The 15521-nt window shown below is 56.7% G+C and carries 15 protein-coding genes and 1 other RNA gene; 8 read left to right on the top strand and 8 right to left on the bottom strand.

Going from position 1 to position 15521, the window contains the following annotated elements; genetic code table 11:
* Positions 1–102: 102 nt before the first annotated feature.
* The 4 genes from MHX53_RS02110 to MHX53_RS02095 all read right to left on the bottom strand — a co-directional run bounded on the left by MHX53_RS02110 (position 103) and on the right by MHX53_RS02095 (position 5546).
* Entirely contained in the window at positions 103–1761 is a 1659-nt protein-coding gene (locus MHX53_RS02110; RefSeq protein ID WP_239271095.1) for an ABC transporter ATP-binding protein, read from the bottom strand.
* 4 nt (positions 1762–1765) lie between these two features.
* The gene (locus MHX53_RS02105) at positions 1766–2764 is read right to left on the bottom strand and encodes an ABC transporter permease (protein ID WP_239271094.1); all 999 of its coding nucleotides are present in this window, start codon (positions 2762–2764) and stop codon (positions 1766–1768) included.
* Complete coding sequence (locus MHX53_RS02100) at positions 2761–3765, bottom strand: ABC transporter permease (RefSeq protein WP_239271093.1); 1005 nt, start codon at positions 3763–3765, stop codon at positions 2761–2763. The genes MHX53_RS02105 and MHX53_RS02100 overlap by 4 nt, the downstream gene beginning before the upstream one ends.
* Positions 3766–3887: 122 nt before the next feature.
* The gene (locus MHX53_RS02095) at positions 3888–5546 is read right to left on the bottom strand and encodes an ABC transporter substrate-binding protein (protein WP_239271092.1); all 1659 of its coding nucleotides are present in this window, start codon (positions 5544–5546) and stop codon (positions 3888–3890) included.
* Between the two features lie 964 nt (positions 5547–6510).
* On the opposite strand from MHX53_RS02095, the gene MHX53_RS02090 reads away from it, so the two are divergent.
* Complete coding sequence (locus tag MHX53_RS02090; protein WP_239271091.1) at positions 6511–7077, top strand: HNH endonuclease; 567 nt, start codon at positions 6511–6513, stop codon at positions 7075–7077.
* Positions 7078–7179: 102 nt separating this feature from the next.
* Here MHX53_RS02090 and MHX53_RS02085 read toward each other — a convergent pair whose 3' ends face one another.
* The 4 genes from MHX53_RS02085 to prfB all read right to left on the bottom strand — a co-directional run bounded on the left by MHX53_RS02085 (position 7180) and on the right by prfB (position 10691).
* Positions 7180–7968, bottom strand: a complete 789-nt coding sequence (locus tag MHX53_RS02085) for a hypothetical protein (RefSeq protein WP_239271090.1) — start codon at positions 7966–7968, stop codon at positions 7180–7182.
* A gap of 305 nt (positions 7969–8273) precedes the next feature.
* Positions 8274–8660, bottom strand: a transfer-messenger RNA (tmRNA) gene (ssrA, locus tag MHX53_RS02080).
* Between the two features lie 357 nt (positions 8661–9017).
* Positions 9018–9488, bottom strand: coding sequence for an SsrA-binding protein SmpB (gene smpB, locus MHX53_RS02075; protein ID WP_102239214.1), 471 nt, complete (start codon positions 9486–9488; stop codon positions 9018–9020).
* 72 nt (positions 9489–9560) lie between these two features.
* The gene (gene prfB / locus MHX53_RS02070; protein ID WP_239271089.1) at positions 9561–10691 is read right to left on the bottom strand and encodes a peptide chain release factor 2; all 1131 of its coding nucleotides are present in this window, start codon (positions 10689–10691) and stop codon (positions 9561–9563) included.
* 201 nt (positions 10692–10892) lie between these two features.
* Here prfB and MHX53_RS02065 point away from each other — a divergent pair, with 201 nt between their 5' ends.
* From MHX53_RS02065 to MHX53_RS02035, 7 genes are read left to right on the top strand one after another with little or no spacing between them, the layout of a single operon-like run.
* A complete protein-coding gene (locus MHX53_RS02065) occupies positions 10893–12119 on the top strand; it encodes an ATPase, T2SS/T4P/T4SS family (RefSeq protein WP_102239212.1) in 1227 nt (408 codons plus the stop codon).
* Complete coding sequence (locus MHX53_RS02060) at positions 12116–12988, top strand: type II secretion system F family protein (RefSeq protein ID WP_239271088.1); 873 nt, start codon at positions 12116–12118, stop codon at positions 12986–12988. Before MHX53_RS02065 ends, MHX53_RS02060 begins: the two co-directional genes overlap by 4 nt.
* A complete protein-coding gene (locus MHX53_RS02055) occupies positions 12985–13923 on the top strand; it encodes a type II secretion system F family protein (RefSeq protein WP_239271087.1) in 939 nt (312 codons plus the stop codon). The genes MHX53_RS02060 and MHX53_RS02055 overlap by 4 nt, the downstream gene beginning before the upstream one ends.
* A gap of 14 nt (positions 13924–13937) precedes the next feature.
* A complete protein-coding gene (locus tag MHX53_RS02050) occupies positions 13938–14165 on the top strand; it encodes a hypothetical protein (protein ID WP_102239209.1) in 228 nt (75 codons plus the stop codon).
* 7 nt (positions 14166–14172) lie between these two features.
* Positions 14173–14562 carry a TadE family protein gene (locus MHX53_RS02045; protein WP_239271086.1) on the top strand — a complete coding sequence of 130 codons (390 nt, stop codon included), beginning with the start codon at positions 14173–14175 and terminating at the stop codon, positions 14560–14562.
* A 19-nt stretch (positions 14563–14581) separates the two neighbouring features.
* The gene (locus MHX53_RS02040) at positions 14582–15070 is read left to right on the top strand and encodes a hypothetical protein (RefSeq protein WP_239271085.1); all 489 of its coding nucleotides are present in this window, start codon (positions 14582–14584) and stop codon (positions 15068–15070) included.
* Complete coding sequence (locus MHX53_RS02035; RefSeq protein ID WP_102239208.1) at positions 15036–15473, top strand: pilus assembly protein TadG-related protein; 438 nt, start codon at positions 15036–15038, stop codon at positions 15471–15473. The genes MHX53_RS02040 and MHX53_RS02035 overlap by 35 nt, the downstream gene beginning before the upstream one ends.
* Positions 15474–15521 lie beyond the last annotated feature (48 nt).

Here is a 15521-nt window from a genome sequence, read left to right as displayed (position 1 = left end):
CCACGCAATGTCACAACTTTTGTTTTGTATCAGATCTGATACTACGGCCTACGCGAGGCCGGTCCTTGCCATTCTTACACGACAAGGACCGGCGGTATCGTTTCAGCTTGCTTCTTCGATTCCGAGTTCATTTCCGGGAATCGACGCGAGCAGTTTGCGCGTATATGGGTGTCGTGGATTGGTGAACACTTCTTCCGAGCTTGCGGCTTCGACCAGTTCCCCGTCCTTCATCACGCACACATAGTCAGAGATGAGCCTGACAACCGCGAGGTCGTGCGAGATAAAGAGGTACGACAAGCCCAATTCTTCCTGCAAGTTTTTCAACAGAGTCAGGATCTGGTCTTGGACCAGCACGTCGAGCGCGCTCACGGGTTCGTCGCACACGATGAGGTCTGGATTAAGCGCAAGTGCGCGAGCGATCGAAATACGTTGCCGTTGCCCACCTGAGAGCTCAGCCGGGTACCTGCGGTAAAAGTGTTGTGGAAGCGCCACTTGTTCCATAAGTTCAAGAACGCGTTTGCGCCGCTCTGTAACATTCCCCCGCTTGTAGGCGGCCAGTGGTTCCTCGATGATCTTTCCCACCGTGAACATGGGATTCAGCGATGAGTAAGGATCTTGGAACACTGCTTGCACACGCTGCCGGAAGTCTCTGAGGTCCTTGCCCTTGAGCGTCAGAACGTCCTTTCCGTCAAACGTGATGGAGCCGTCCGTGGGCTCGATGAGTTTCAGCAACATACGAGCCGTAGTCGTTTTACCAGAGCCGGACTCCCCCACGATCGACACGGTCTTTCCTCGTGGAATCTCCAAGCTCACGTTCTTCGCAGCGTAGAAATCGTCGTGCCCGCGCACTGGGTACACCTTTGTGAGCCCAGATACTTCTACGAGAGGTTTCTCTTCTGGCTCTTGGGTGGCAGTGTCCTCCGTCTTGTGCTCGTGAGCGATCAGACGAGTCGCTGCAACCGACGGGGCCGCGTTGACGAGCGACTGGGTGTACGGGTGTTGTGGGTCTTCCAAAAGCTGTCGAGCCGACCCAGTTTCCACGACCTTTCCTCGGTGCATGACCACCAAGTTCTGGGCACGTTCGGCGGCGAGCCCCAGGTCGTGCGTGATGAGGAGGACTGACGTTCCCAGGTCGGCGGTCATCGAGTCGATCTGGTCAAGGATGACCTGCTGAACGGTGACGTCCAACGCCGAGGTGGGCTCATCTGCGATGAGAAGTTTGGGTTTGCATGCCAAGGCAATCGCGATGAGGGCACGCTGTCGAAGTCCGCCCGAAAGTTCGTGCGGGTATTGTTTTGCGCGCCGCTCAGGTTCCGGGATACCAGCTTGGGTCATCACCTCAATGACGTGGTCCTTGACCGTGTCTTTCGTTGCCAACTTGTGTGTGAGGAGGGTTTCGGAAATCTGGGTTCCGATTCGCGACACCGGGTTGAGGTTACTCATGGGATCCTGCGGCACCAGCCCGATCTGACGACCTCGGATGCCACGCATTTTTGGTTCCGGAAGCCCAACAAGCTCTTGGCCGTCAAACAGAATGGAACCAGAGGTCACTTGTCCGCTACCGGGTAGCAGACCAATCGTCGCCATTGCGGTTGTGGATTTACCGGATCCTGACTCCCCCACGATCGCCAGCGTTCCACCGGCCGGCAGTTCCATGCTGGCGCCTTCTACTGCCTGCACTTTGCCGTGCATTGTGGTGAACGAGACTTCGAGGTCCCGAATCGTTAGGAGGTTCGTTGTGTTTTCTGGGGTCTGAGTCATGGTGTCACCTTGCCCGTGATTTAGGGTCGAGAGCTTCGCGGAGCGATTCGCCCATGAGGGTGAAGCCCAAAGCGGTCAGAGCGATGCAAGCACCGGGGAGGAATGCGAGCCACGGCGCGGTTCCCAGTTCGGACTGCGCATAGGTCAGCATGCGTCCCCATTCGGCTGTTTCTGGACGTCCACCACCAAGACCCAGGAACGACAGCGCAGCTGCGTCAATCACGGCGGTCGCAAGCGTCAGAGTCGCCTGCACAATCACCGGCCCCAACGAGTTGGGAAGAATGTGACTCATGGTGATGGTGCCTCGGCTAAGTCCCAGCGTCTGCGCGGCCAGAACGTAATCTTGGCCCTTCTGCGTAAGCATGGATGAGCGCAGAAGGCGAGCGAAAATGGGGACCTGCGAAACACCAATCGCGATCATGACAGCGTACGGGGTCTGTCCCAAAATTGCTGCGATCGACACTGCGAGCAGAAGGTTGGGAACTGACAGCAAGATGTCGACGATTCGCATGACTAGGCCGTCTACCCACCCGCCGAAGGTGCCGGCGAGCAAGCCCAAGAGCATTCCGCCCAGCAGACCCAACGCGGTCGATACGACACCGATGACAAGTGATGCTTGAGCACCCCAAATGAGCTTGGAGAGGACGTCTCCACCGAAGCGGTCGAGTCCTAATGGGAATTGCGACAGTTCACCGGGCCCTGGAATGTGGCTGGGGGTAATTTCGCGTGCTCCGGGGACCGAGGTGCCCGGATGTGGCGCGAGAAGAGGCGCCAAAATGCTGATCAGAATGAACAGCGCTACGATCACGAAACCCGCAATGGCCGCGGGGTTCTTGCGGAGTCGCAAGAATGCGTCTTTCCACACCGACGTACCTTTTTGGTCCATGGTGGGTTCCGATGTTTTTTGCGTCAGTCCCGCCTGAACCTGTTCGGGGCTTCCCGGAAGATTTTCGGCATTGTCGGAAGTGGCACCGCTTGGGTTTGGAGGAAGATTCATTGTCATGACACACGCACCCTCGGGTCGATGAGTCCGTATGAAACGTCAACGACCAGGTTGATGATCGAATAGATCAGGGCAATAAAGATGATGAAGCCTTGCAAAACGGGGAAGTCAAGATTGAAAATCGCGCCCCATAGGAACGATCCGATCCCGTTGAACGCAAACACAGTTTCGGTAAGAACAGCACCGGAGATTAGCAACCCAAGTTGCAGACCCATTGTGGTGATCACGGGAAGCATCGAGTTCCGGATCACGAACCTGCTTCGGATCAGGCGAGGCGCCAAGCCCTTCGCTTGTGCCGTGCGAACGTAGTCGGCGTTCTGTACTTCAAGAACGGCTGCGCGCGTGATGCGCGCGATGATCGCCAGAGGGATTGTTCCCAGGGCCACACCCGGGAGGATGAGGTGGAGGAACGCGTCCCAAGCGGCGTCGTATTCGCCCGTGCTAATGCCGTCCCACACAAAGAAGTTGGTGTAGTGGGTGGCGTCAATACGTGGGTCTTGTCGACCGTCGGTGGGCAGCCATCCCAGTTCGACTGCAAACACCCATTTGAGGAGGAACGCCAAGAAGAACACTGGTATTACTACGCCAAAGAGCGAGAAGAGAACGGTTAGGTGGTCTTGCCACTTGCCCACGTTGCGCGCTGCCCAATACCCCAGCGGAATTCCGACTGCTACAGCGAAGATAATCGCGAAGATTGACAGTTCCAATGTCGCTGGAAAGCGGGCTGCGAACTCTTCAAGTACGGGCCTGTTGGTGAGGATTGACCGACCAAAGTCACCGGTCAGAATCTTCCCCATGTACGTGAAGTACTGTTCTAATAAGGGGCGGTCGAAACCGTATGCCTTGTTCACAGCCGCAACGGCCTCGGGCGTGGCTTTATCACCCAACAGTGCGGTTGCCGGGCCACCTGGCAGAGCGCGCACCCATAAGAACAGAAGAATTGAGAGCCCAAAAAGCGTAGGGATAAGCAGCAACAGCCGCTTGCCTATAAGTCGAAGCACGGGCAGATGCCTTTCAGTTGTAGGTCAGCGTCACAAAGACCGGCCCAAAGAGGTGGAGCGAAGCCGCTCCACCCCCTCAGGTGAGGTGTCAGACCAACGTGGCGGACACCTCGGGCGCGGTCTTACTTAGACAGCTTGATCTCGTTGAAGACTTCGTCGTTGACTGGTGAGACCGGGAAGTCCTCTACACGTTCTGAGAACGCGAGCGATGGAGCAGGGTGTGCCAAAGGCACGGCCGGTGCGAACTCAGCAACCTTCTTGTTGATGTCTTCGTACAGTGGGGTCTGCTTCTCCAGCTTGGGTTCCTGACGGGCTTCCGAAAGCGCCTTGAAGAGTTCTTGGTTGTCGAAACCGAACTCTGGCTTCTTGGTCCCGAAGAACACGCCTACGAAGTTGTCGGTGTCGTTGTAGTCACCGGTCCAACCCAGGAGGTGGATTCCGTGGTCCTTGCCACCCTGAACGCGGTCGAGGTAGTCAGGCGACCACTTTTCAGGAACGGCCTTGGTCTTGATGCCCACCTGTTCAAGCTGACCGGAAATGTTGGAGAACACCTGTTCAGGGGTAGGCATGTACGGGCGAGAAACACCGGTTGGGTAGTTGAAGTCGATGGTGAAGCCGTTTTCGTAGCCGGCTTCTTTCAGAAGCTGCTTCGCCTTTTCCTGGTCGTATTCGTACTTCTCGACGTCTTCGGTGTAACCGTTCACGCTGTCAGGGATGAAGGTGACGGCAGGCTTGGTTCCTTCAGGAAGGGTCTGCTTAATGAGGGCGTCCTTGTCGATCGCGTGGCTGATCGCCTGACGAACCTTGACATCCTGAAGTTCCTTCACTTCCTGGTTGAAGCCCAAGTAGAGGATGGTGAACGGGTCGCGGTTCATCACGTTGAAGCCTGCGTCAGACAGTGGCTTCACGTCACCGGGTGCAACCAGGTCGTAGCCGTCGATTTCGCCGGCTTCCAGGGACTGCTTGCGAGCAACAGGGTCGTCGATGACACGGAAGGTGATCTGGTTGATCTGGCCTTTTTCGCCCCAGTAGTCGTCGTTGAACTTCAGTTTGATTTCCTGGCCGGGGTTCCATTCTTCGAACTTGAATGGGCCGGTTCCGGTTGGGTGTTCGCGGGCGTACTCGCTCATTTCTGGAGCTTCAGCGCTTCCGCCGATCTTGTCAGCGTTGTACTTTTCCATGGCTTCGGGCGACTGCATGGAGAACGCTGGGAGTGACAGAGCAGCAACGAATCCAGCGAAGGGCTGTGCGAGGTTGACCTTTGCGGTCTTTTCGTCGCTGGCTTCGCAGGACTTGTAAACGGCGTCTTCTGGCTTGTCTTTGAAGCCACGGAAGAGCTTGCCGTAGTAGTACGCAACAGCTTCAGATTGCTGGATACCTGTGAAGTTGTACCAGCGTTCGAAGTTTGCACAGACTGCTTCAGCATTGAAGTCGGTCCCGTCGTGGAACTTCACGCCTTCCTTCAGGTGGAAGGTGTAGGTCAGGCCGTCTTCGCTGGTGTCCCACGATTCAGCCAAAAGTGGTGCTGGGTCGGCTGTTCCGGGCTTAGTTCCCACCAGCCCTTCCATGATCTGGCGGCTGACACGGAATGATTCACCGTCGCTTGCAAACGCTGGGTCAAGCGTTTTGGGGTCGGATGACGCGGCGAAGATAAAGTGCCCGTCGACGTCTCCTCCGCCACCTTCGCCACGTTGCGACTTGGCGCATCCAGTTACGGCTAAAGCCATTGCGGCGACAACGGCGACAGCGCCGAACGCCTTCTTTTTCCATGCAGACCGCATGCTTCCTCCAGTGTGTTATGGATCACGTAATGCTTCACTATAGCGTCACCTGTGAGTCACCTCACAACTTTGAGACAATGACACGAAAGGCGCGTTCAAATTGTTATCTTTGCCACTTTTCGTCACATGAGGCCTGGTGAGAGTGGGTGCGCGATGGGGCGTTTTTTGGGGGGCACGCGGGGCTTAGAGGCACGTCACTTCAATCGAGTGTCGATAGTCTTGTCGCCTCTTGCCAGTCAGTGAGCTTCTCGATCTCGGTTGGCGTCTTCAAACCGCAACATGGTTGGTCCCGTCACCCATTCCGGCAACTAGTAGAAATCGCACCCAGCGAAGGCAACACATCTTCGCTTTCACGAACAGTTTGATCACACTATTGCGCCCGCCACCTCAACTGGCGAAGTAACAGGCGTAGGTGCGGCCACCTCGGGCCTGGAAGTGCATTTGGCTACACTCCAATTCGTCGAGTGTAGCCAAACAGCCATCAAACACCCTCATTTAGTGACCTGCGCCACTATTTCGGCGGCTTTTGGATACACTCGAGCCCCAGAATCGAACTCGAGTGTATCCAAAAGCCGCCCCCCACACACAGCCCAGGTATGGGCGATGTGGGGGGCAATCCATTTATATTAGACCAGCCTAAAATGCATGCATGAGCAAGAACTCACCGTGCAGTGTGGGCGGGTGCCCTAAAACAAGCTATGCCAAAGGAATGTGTCGACCACACTACAACCGAAATCGCTTATACGGGGATCCGAATTATGTCAGGCCACCAGCACCAGAGGTTCCATGCTCGGTGACTAGATGTGAGTCCATAGCCGTATCACGAGGCCTGTGCGAGAAGCACTACACAAGGTGGAAACGACACCGCAGCGTGGAGGACTTAGAACCACGAGAATGCGAAATTTGCGGAGAACTGTTCGATCCACCTGGTCGCCGCTCATACGTGTGCGGGAAAAATGAATGCGTGCGCCAGCGCAAACTGAAGAACAATCGAGTATCGGCACAGAACCGCAAGCCCACTACGCGCACTGCAACCTGCGTGGCTTGCGGCAAGGAATTCACAACCCGATCAAAGTCCAGGAAATATTGCAGTAACGCATGCCCAGCCCGGACCAAAGCCAACTGGACCCGGCTGAGGCACGCTCTTTATAACTCTGATTATCCAGAAGTCATTGAAGCGTTGAGAGAACGCACGAACGTAGACGAGGCTGGATGCTGGGTCTGGCAAGGCCCATACGAGCAGACGGGGTATCCCCGCGTGGGCTTCAGTAAACCCGTACATGAAGGCGGCCCGAAAATTTACCTCGTGCACAGGCTCATGCTAGAAGCCAAACTGGGCCGTCCAATCAAGAACATGCACTCTCACCACACTTGTGCAAATCACGGTTGCGTGAACCCGGACCATTTGGAACTGACGACGGCAGCGCAGAATGTGGGCGAGATGATGGGGCGCATGTCCTATGAAGCGAGAATCAGGGAACTTGAGCGCGCTTTAGGTGAACTCGCACCAAACCACCCACTATTGCGCTAACTCTTATGTATGCAGTTATCGTGTGCGACAAGCGACGCGTTTGAACTCTCAGTGATTGGAGCCGCACACGGGCATGCGTCAAAGACGGTGGCACGAGACTGTTCACGTCTCGGGAGAAGTGTCCCCGAACTGCTGTTGCCATTCCTTGGTGCGGCCAAGTTCAGGGGTCACGAAAGATACTGTTCGCCGACGCTGACCACCCGGAAGTGGTTCAGAACCATCATCGTTCAACGCGGGTATATCTTCCACGCTCTTTCGTTCCCCTAGGTCAAACGCTTCAGGATCGTCATGAACTTGTAGCCACGTTTCATGGATTGAATCACACTCACCTGGAAGTGCACCAGTTTCCACTGACTCATTGATGAATAGACGAACTCGCGCTATGAACGCCGCGAGCAAAACCGACTGACGTACCATCAAATGCATAGCGTTTTCTCTCAGCACTGTCGAACTGATCCACTTATCGCGGTCCGAATGCATCAAACCACCGTAAGCAAAAACTTTGCGAATACTTGCGAAATCTAACTCCACGTTGTTGAAATTCGCGGATACCGCAGTTGATTCGCCCGACAGAATTTCGTCGTACTCCTGCCTGAATCCGATTACAGTATCGTTGGTACTGCCGTCCGGAAGTTCCACGCAGAGAGCATCGAGTACGAACGGAATATAAGTTCCTGCGTCTCCCGGACTCACGAACTTGCGCTCTAGCATGAGTCGTAGTGACAACGCTATGCGAGTGTTAGACGCTTCTTCGTCATTGGTTGGTGACTCATGCACTGGCCCGACGGCACTAATCAACTCAAGATACTCGTCTGCCAATGCACCGAAGATGGTGATTGTCTCTAAATCTCCACGGGGCTTCTGTTCGCGCCCCCTAGCAGGTTCTCTCACACTCTTATGATGCCCCAAAAATGTGAAAACGCCCCGCACAGTTGCCGAAACGACCATGCGAGGCACCCCCCACTACGCACACCAGCAAGAACACACACGGGCCATGTAGACCCACAGCAGTCCCTAGAATCCAGGGGAACGAGTGGAAAACAACACCAACGGGGAGCACTCCAAAGCAACTCACCTGTGGTGGGTAACTGGGTTGCACACCCACCCACACAAAGGGACGATGACCCGACACATCAAGACCCCAAAACACAAAAAGCCTCGGGGCATCGAGTGAACGATGTCCCGAGACTTCACATTGGTGGAGATGGCGGGAATTGAACCCGCGTCCGTCGGCAAATTGTCGATTCTTCTCCGGGCGCAGTACGTGTAAATGTGTCTTAGGTCCTGGGTAGCGCACGAACACACTATCCCAACGAACGGAGTTGAGTAAGAGTCCCACTCACACCCCCAACATGTGTGAGCAGCAGTGGCTTTCTAAACGACGCCAGGATCTAGAGGGAAAGCACCTCTAGGCTGACGGAGTCGCAGCTCGCGGATTAAGGCCTAAATTAGGCGGCGAGGGCAAACTCGGTGCGGTTGTTAGATTTAGCACCTATTTTTTTACAGACAGCATCACGAGTTGAGTCTGCATTCTCGGCCCGCTTCTCCCGACGCAATGTCCAACGTCGAAACCGATCATCCCCATATGCAATTGCCAAACACCCCGCGCATAGCGGGACTTTCTATCTTAACAAAACCACCAAGAAAACACAGCCCTGGGAACCCACAAGGCTCCCTCGACGCATATTGAATTTTTCCAGTAGCGCTATACACAACACCGGCAGCACACGCAATATTCCACAGCTTCATCCACACTGTGGATAAAGTTTCCACACTTTGTCACAAGACTAGCATTTTCGCAGGTGAGAGCCTATGGATAAATCAGGAGCTCATACATTCCACATTGTGAAAGGGTGCGTCATTCCGGGATATCCCCAGCTTTTCCACACGTGTGAATAATCACAGAAACGACCTTTATCCACAGGACGTTTTGGCCACGGTTACATATTCCGTCGGAGGGACATCGCACGCTGCGCCTCGCGCTGATCCTGCTTCTCTCGCAGAGTCTGTCGCTTGTCCCAATCCTTCTTACCTCGGGCCACAGCGATCTCCACCTTCACACGCGAGCCATCAAAGTACAGCTCCAACGGAACCAGAGTCCTCCCTGATTCCTTCAGCTTGTGTGAAATCTTCAGAATCTCGGCCTTGTGCAGAAGTAACTTCCGCTTCCTGCGTGCAGAGTGATTCGTCCACGAGCCCTGCAAATACTCAGGAATGTAAACGTTTTCCAACCACGCTTCACCCTGGAAAATCAGGGCGAACCCGTCCGTGAGCGAAGCTCGCCCCTCACGCAACGACTTCACCTCAGTACCCGTGAGAACAAGACCAGCCTCATACGTGTCTTCAATGTGGTAGTCGTGACGTGCCTTGCGGTTCTTCGCAATCGTCTTCTTACCGGTTTCTTTTGCCACGTGCCAGCCCTCCTCTCACATTCCTTGCAGGCACAAGATGAATATCTTACCAGCGCCCGCGCCAGGTGAGACTCACGGCTGGTTGGCTGCCGCCTCGGCCGCCTTCTCTTCTTCCTTACGCCAGCGGATACCAGCCTCTAAGAAGCCGTCAATATCCCCGTCAAACACCGCCTGCGGATTATTCACTTCATAACCCGTACGCAAGTCCTTCACCATCTGATACGGGTGCGTGACGTACGAACGCATCTGGTCACCCCAGCTGGCCTTAATGTCACCAGCCAGGTCCTTCTTCTGCGCTTCTTCCTCTTCCCGCTTCAGCTGCAACAGGCGCGACTGCAAAACGCGCATCGCGGCGGCGCGGTTCTGGATCTGGGACTTCTCGTTCTGCATCGACACGACAACACCCGTGGGCACGTGCGTAATACGCACTGCCGAGTCCGTCGTATTCACCGATTGACCACCAGGCCCCGAGGACCGGAACACGTCAATGCGGAGGTCGTTTTCGTCGATATCAATGTGGTCGGTCTGCTCGATCAGAGGGACCACTTCCACAGCGGCAAAGGACGTCTGACGACGCCCCTGGTTATCGAAGGGCGAAATGCGCACGAGCCGGTGCGTACCCGCTTCAACCGACAGCGTTCCATACGCATACGGCGCGTTCACCTGGATGGTCGCCGACTTCACGCCCGCGCCTTCCGCATACGACGTGTCCAACTCTTCAACCTTGTAGCCACGGTTTTCAGCCCAGCGGATGTACATGCGAATGAGCATCTGCGCCCAGTCAGTCGCGTCGTCACCACCGGCGCCCGAACGGACCGTAATCACGGCCGAACGCTCATCAAATTCGCCAGACAGAAGTGTCGAGATCTCTAGCGCGGCCAGCTCAGATTTGAGCTTCTGGACTTCCGAGGCCGCCTCTTTCAAAGCGTCTTCGTCGCCTTCGTCCTCACCCATCGACACCAAAAGCTCAACGTCTTCAATGCGCTGGTCGAACTTCTGGAGCTTCTCCAACGTGCCCTGCTTGTGGCTGAGCTTGGAAGTGATGGCTTGCGCAACATCGGGGTCGTCCCACAGGTCTGGAGCGGCAGCAGCCTCGGTGAGCTCCGCAACTTCAGACTTCAGCTGTTCAACGTCAGACACTTCACGAATCGAGGCAAACGTTTGCTGCAGTGAAGCGATCTCGCTAGGAAAGTCAATGGCCATAGTGCTTCTACTCTACTTCACCCCACCCCACGCGATTCCACTCGCCCAGCCGTGCCGCGAATACAGCCCAGCGCCCACTTCGCGCTACGACTTCATGACACAGCCCCACAAAAAGTTATCCACAGATTTTGTTGAGGCTATTCCCATTCGTCGCTCAGCGGGATAGATTGTTGAGCACCCGTACATCCGGTTGGAGACATCATGGACGCTGTCGACATCATCACTTCGGAAGTGCGTGACCGAATTCGCGCAACTGGAATAGATCCCCGAATAGATACCGCCGCTTCACGCGACGTCATCAAAGCTGTTATCGCTGACTACGACGAACGCACACTGAAGGGGAACCTTCCCGTGCTGTCGGATCCAGACGAAGCGTTTAAAAGCATTCTCGACGACGTCGCCGGGTTCGGTACCTTGCAGAAGTACCTCGACGACCCAGACATTGAAGAGATCTGGATCAACGGACCACAAGCCGTTTTCATCAGTCGGCGAGGCGTTTCCGAACTCACCACCACCATCCTCACCGAAACAGACATTTACGACTTGATCGAACGGATGCTTCGCACAACCGGCAGGCGGGTGGACCTGTCCAGCCCATTTGTGGATGCCAGCCTGCCCGACGGTTCACGCCTCCACGTGGTCCTCCCCGACATCACGCGCAAGTACCCCAGCGTCAACATCCGCAAGTTCATTTCTCGCACACGGTCTCTCAGAGACCTGGTAGAAAACGGTACCGTCACCCCAGCCGCTGCCGAGTTCCTCGACGCGGCCGTGATCGCCGGCGCCAACATCATCGTCTCTGGAGCGACCCAAGCGGGAAAGACCACCATGCTCAACGCTCTAGCTGGTTCGATTCCTGCCCGCGAGCGCGTCATCACGTGCGAAGAAGTGTTCGAGCTATCCCTGCCCACCCGCGACTGGGTTGCGCTTCAGTGCCGCCAGCCCTCGCTTGAGGGTGCCGGCGAGGTGACCTTGCGCAAACTGGTGAAGGAAGCGCTCCGTATGCGCCCTTCTCGGATCATTGTGGGCGAGGTTCGCGAAGCCGAAAGTTTCGACCTCCTTGTCGCCGCCAACAGCGGACTCCCCGCCCTGGGCACCTTGCACGCAAACTCGGCGCGCGCCGCGGTCACCAAGATGTGCACCCTCCCGCTTCTCGCAGGCCCCAACATTGGTTCAGCGTTCGTGACCCCAACAGTCGCTACGTGTATCGATCTGATTGTTCACGTCAAACTCGACCCGTCAGGCACCCGCCGGGTCGACGAGATCGCCGCCATCCCCGGCGGAATCGAAAACAACACTGTCGAACTCGAAACCGTTTTCCACACTACTGAGCGCGGGACGTTAGTTCGCGGGACTGGCTTTACCCACCTCGGCGAACGCTTTGCCCGGGTAGGTAAAGACATCCACCACATTCTGGAGGCAGCATGACCACGTCGCTGACCGGCGCACTGTGTGGCCTCACGCTTGGGGCCGGCTTGTTCTGCCTGTGGTGGTCCATGTGGGAGACACCAGCCCAAAAGAAAACGCCGCCGGCATTTATCCTGCGCACGCGCGACCAACTCCGCGCAGCTGGCCTCCACCGGGTAAGTCCCGCCCAACTGTTCACGGTGTGCGTGGGGTGCGGGTTGGTGGTTGCCATGGTGACGTATGTGTTTTCGCCCGCGTTGCCCATTGCCGTGTGTTTTGGTTTTTTCGCAACGGTCGCGCCGTATCAGATCGTGAAGTTCCGGGCGCGTAAAACGTCGGTGTCCCGCCGCACTTTGTGGCCGGAAGCAATCGACCACTTAAGTTCCGGGGTGCGCGCGGGGCTTTCCCTGCCCGAGGCGGTATGCGGCTTGAGTGCCCGCGGTCCGGTTGCGCTGCGCCCACTGTTCGAGGTCTTCGCCCGTGAGTACCGCGCCACGGGTTCGTTTAGTGTGGCCCTCAACCGGTTTAAGGAATCGGCTGCTGATCCCGTTGCTGACCGTATGGTGGCGGCGTTACATATCACCCGCGAAGTGGGTGGCACGGACTTGGGTGCCATGCTCAAAACGCTCAGCCAGTTCCTGCGAGAGGATGCCCGCACGCGGGCTGAACTGACCGCACGCCAGTCGTGGACCGTAACGGGAGCCAAACTGGGTGTGGCCGCACCGTGGGTGGTGCTGGGACTTCTTGCCACCCGCCCGGAAACCGCCGACGCGTACAACACCGCCCAGGGCACCATTCTGCTGGTGGTGGGTTTGGTCATTTCGCTGTGTGCCTACAGCGTCATGAAGCGGATCGGCCGGTTGCCTGAAGAAGCACGGGTTTTGCGATGATGACGCTCGATCACCCGCTTGTCATTGGCGCACTCGGCCTGTCGGTTGGGCTGTCCCTGACGTTCTTTGTACTGTCCTTACCCGTGATGCGTCGCCCACGCTTAGAGGACCGCATTGGCCCCTACCTGCGCACGACGCAAGCGGCGGAGGAAAAGTACCACCTCACCGCCCCTACCGAGACTGGGTTTGGTGGTTTGGCCCGCCATTACTTCACTCGGGCTCTCCACTGGCTGAATTCCCGCATGACCACCGACGCGTCCGTCACGCTTCGCCTGTCAAAGCTGGGGCCTTCTCACACGATCGACAGTTTCCGAGCCCGCCAGGTTTTGCTCATCATCGCCGGTTTAGTGGCAGGCGCACTCATGAGCACGGTGATCAGTTTGGCTCGCGGGTTCAACCCGCTGGTGTGTGTTGTTCTGATCGTTCTCAGCGGAGTGTGTGGCCATTTTCTTAACGACTGGCTCCTCACTCAGGCCGTCAAGAAACGTGAAGAACGCATCCTAGCGGAGTTCCCCACCGTTGCTGAGCTGCTCGCACTGTCCATTACCGCCGGTGAGGGAACGGTCGACGCGCTAAACCGCGTGTGCCAAACCGCTACGGGTGAGCTCAGCGACGAACTGCGAATCGCTTTAGCTCAGGCCCGCACTGGCACATCCTTGGTCGAAGCGCTCGATGCGATGGCACGTCGCACCAATATCCAAAGCCTCATCCAGTTCGTCGACGGGCTGGCCATCGCATTGTCGCGTGGCACGCCCCTGTCTGAAGTGTTACGCGCTCAAGCTGCCGATGTTCGAGAGGAGGGTCGTCGCAAACTCATGGAGCTTTCGGGCAAGAAAGAAGTAGGGATGCTTGTCCCTGTGGTGCTTTTTGTCCTTCCTATTACTGTCCTGTTCGCTGTGTATCCATCGTTGGCCGTTCTCAATGTAGGTCTTTAGCTCAAGGAGGAGCTGTGTTTGTTCGGTTCTACACGTTTATGTCCACCCTTCTACTCGCGTTTACTCCCCGTCCCCGCCCCCGAGGTGCCCGTTACCGACGCTCAGACCGCGGCGATGTGCCCGGTTGGGTGTTAATTACGGTCATGACAGCGGCATTAGTGGTCGCCCTGTGGGCGCTGGCCGGCGAAGCGTTTACGAATTTCTTCAATGATTCGATGAACAAGGTGCGCAACGCAGGGTAGTTCCCTCATGTGTCTGAAGTCGGATCGTGGTTCGGCTGTAGCCGAGTTTGTGCTTGTCGCGGCCCTTCTGTCGTTAGTGTTCGCAGGTGTCTTGCAAGTGTGCCTGACTATTCACGTGCGCAACACTGTCACGGATGCTGCCGTGGCTGGCGCCCGCGTACTTGCGATGGGTGACGGCAACGCTGACGATGCACGCGACGTGACCCGAACTCTGATTGTGAGTTCCCTAGGCGAACGCTACGCGGGCCCAATCAACGTGGGCTACGACAGTTTTCATGGCGATGACGTAGCCGTCGTCGAGGTGACAACTGCCGTGCCCGTGATTGGAATGTGGGGACCCACCGGCCTCATGACCAGACAGGGACGCGCGTTCGTTGAACCTGTGTATGAACCCTAAGCAGCAAGGAACAGTGCGCATGATTGGCATGACGAAACGGTGCAAGGTCCTGTGCGTCAGCAGGGCCGACTCTGGCACCGCAGCTATTGAGTTCATTTTCGCTTCGGTAGTGCTCTTGGTGCCTGTCGTATATATCGTCATGGCAATCAGCGTTCTCCAGGCAGGCACATACGCCACGCAAGCCATCGCGATCGATGCGGCCCGTTACGCTTCCAGGCACCCCGACACTGCACATACGCGCGCCAACGCCACCGCGTCCCTGCACCTGGATGATTTCGGGCTCAACGGGACTCCACACAACGTGAAGTTTTCCTGTTCAGAGAAGTGCAACACCCCAGGTTCAACGGTCACCGCTCATGTGGAAACTCGGGTGGCTCTTCCCGGGATTCCGTCCGTCTTCAACAGTGAAACAGCCGGGCGCATCACGGTTACCGCGTCACACACCGACATCGTCGCACCCACAGAAGGTCACCATGAGATCACGCATAGCATCGTCGGCGCACCGTGAGTCTGGTTCGATCACACCCCTTGCCGTTGGGTTCTGTGTCATCGTCCTTGCCTTGGTCACCGTCATTACCATCATCACCGACTACTACATGGCACACCGCAAGCTGTACGCGATCGCCGATTCAGCTGCCCTTGCGGCTGTGGAAAGCTACCAGCCAGTGCCCGGAGGCAAACCCACGTTCGTTTTCGATGCCCACGGGATCGAGAAGAAAGCGAACCAGCATGTGGCTCGTATCAGTCCCCCGTCGAACCTCGCACGCATTCGAGTAAGCGCACATATTGCAGATTCGCGCAACGTTCACGTCACTGCGCATGCCCGCTACAAACCCATCCTCATCTCGCCTTTTGTCCCAAAAGGCATCGAGCTGACCTCAACGACAAAAGCCCGGGGCGCCCTCCGGTAGCCGTCTCCCACCTCGGCGTCTGAGCCCCTCCGCAAGGACCTCACCACC

It is taken from the genome of Brevibacterium sp. ACRRH (assembly GCF_022346365.1).
Taxonomy (GTDB): domain Bacteria; phylum Actinomycetota; class Actinomycetes; order Actinomycetales; family Brevibacteriaceae; genus Brevibacterium; species Brevibacterium paucivorans.
This window is presented reverse-complemented; position numbering and strand designations above follow the sequence as displayed.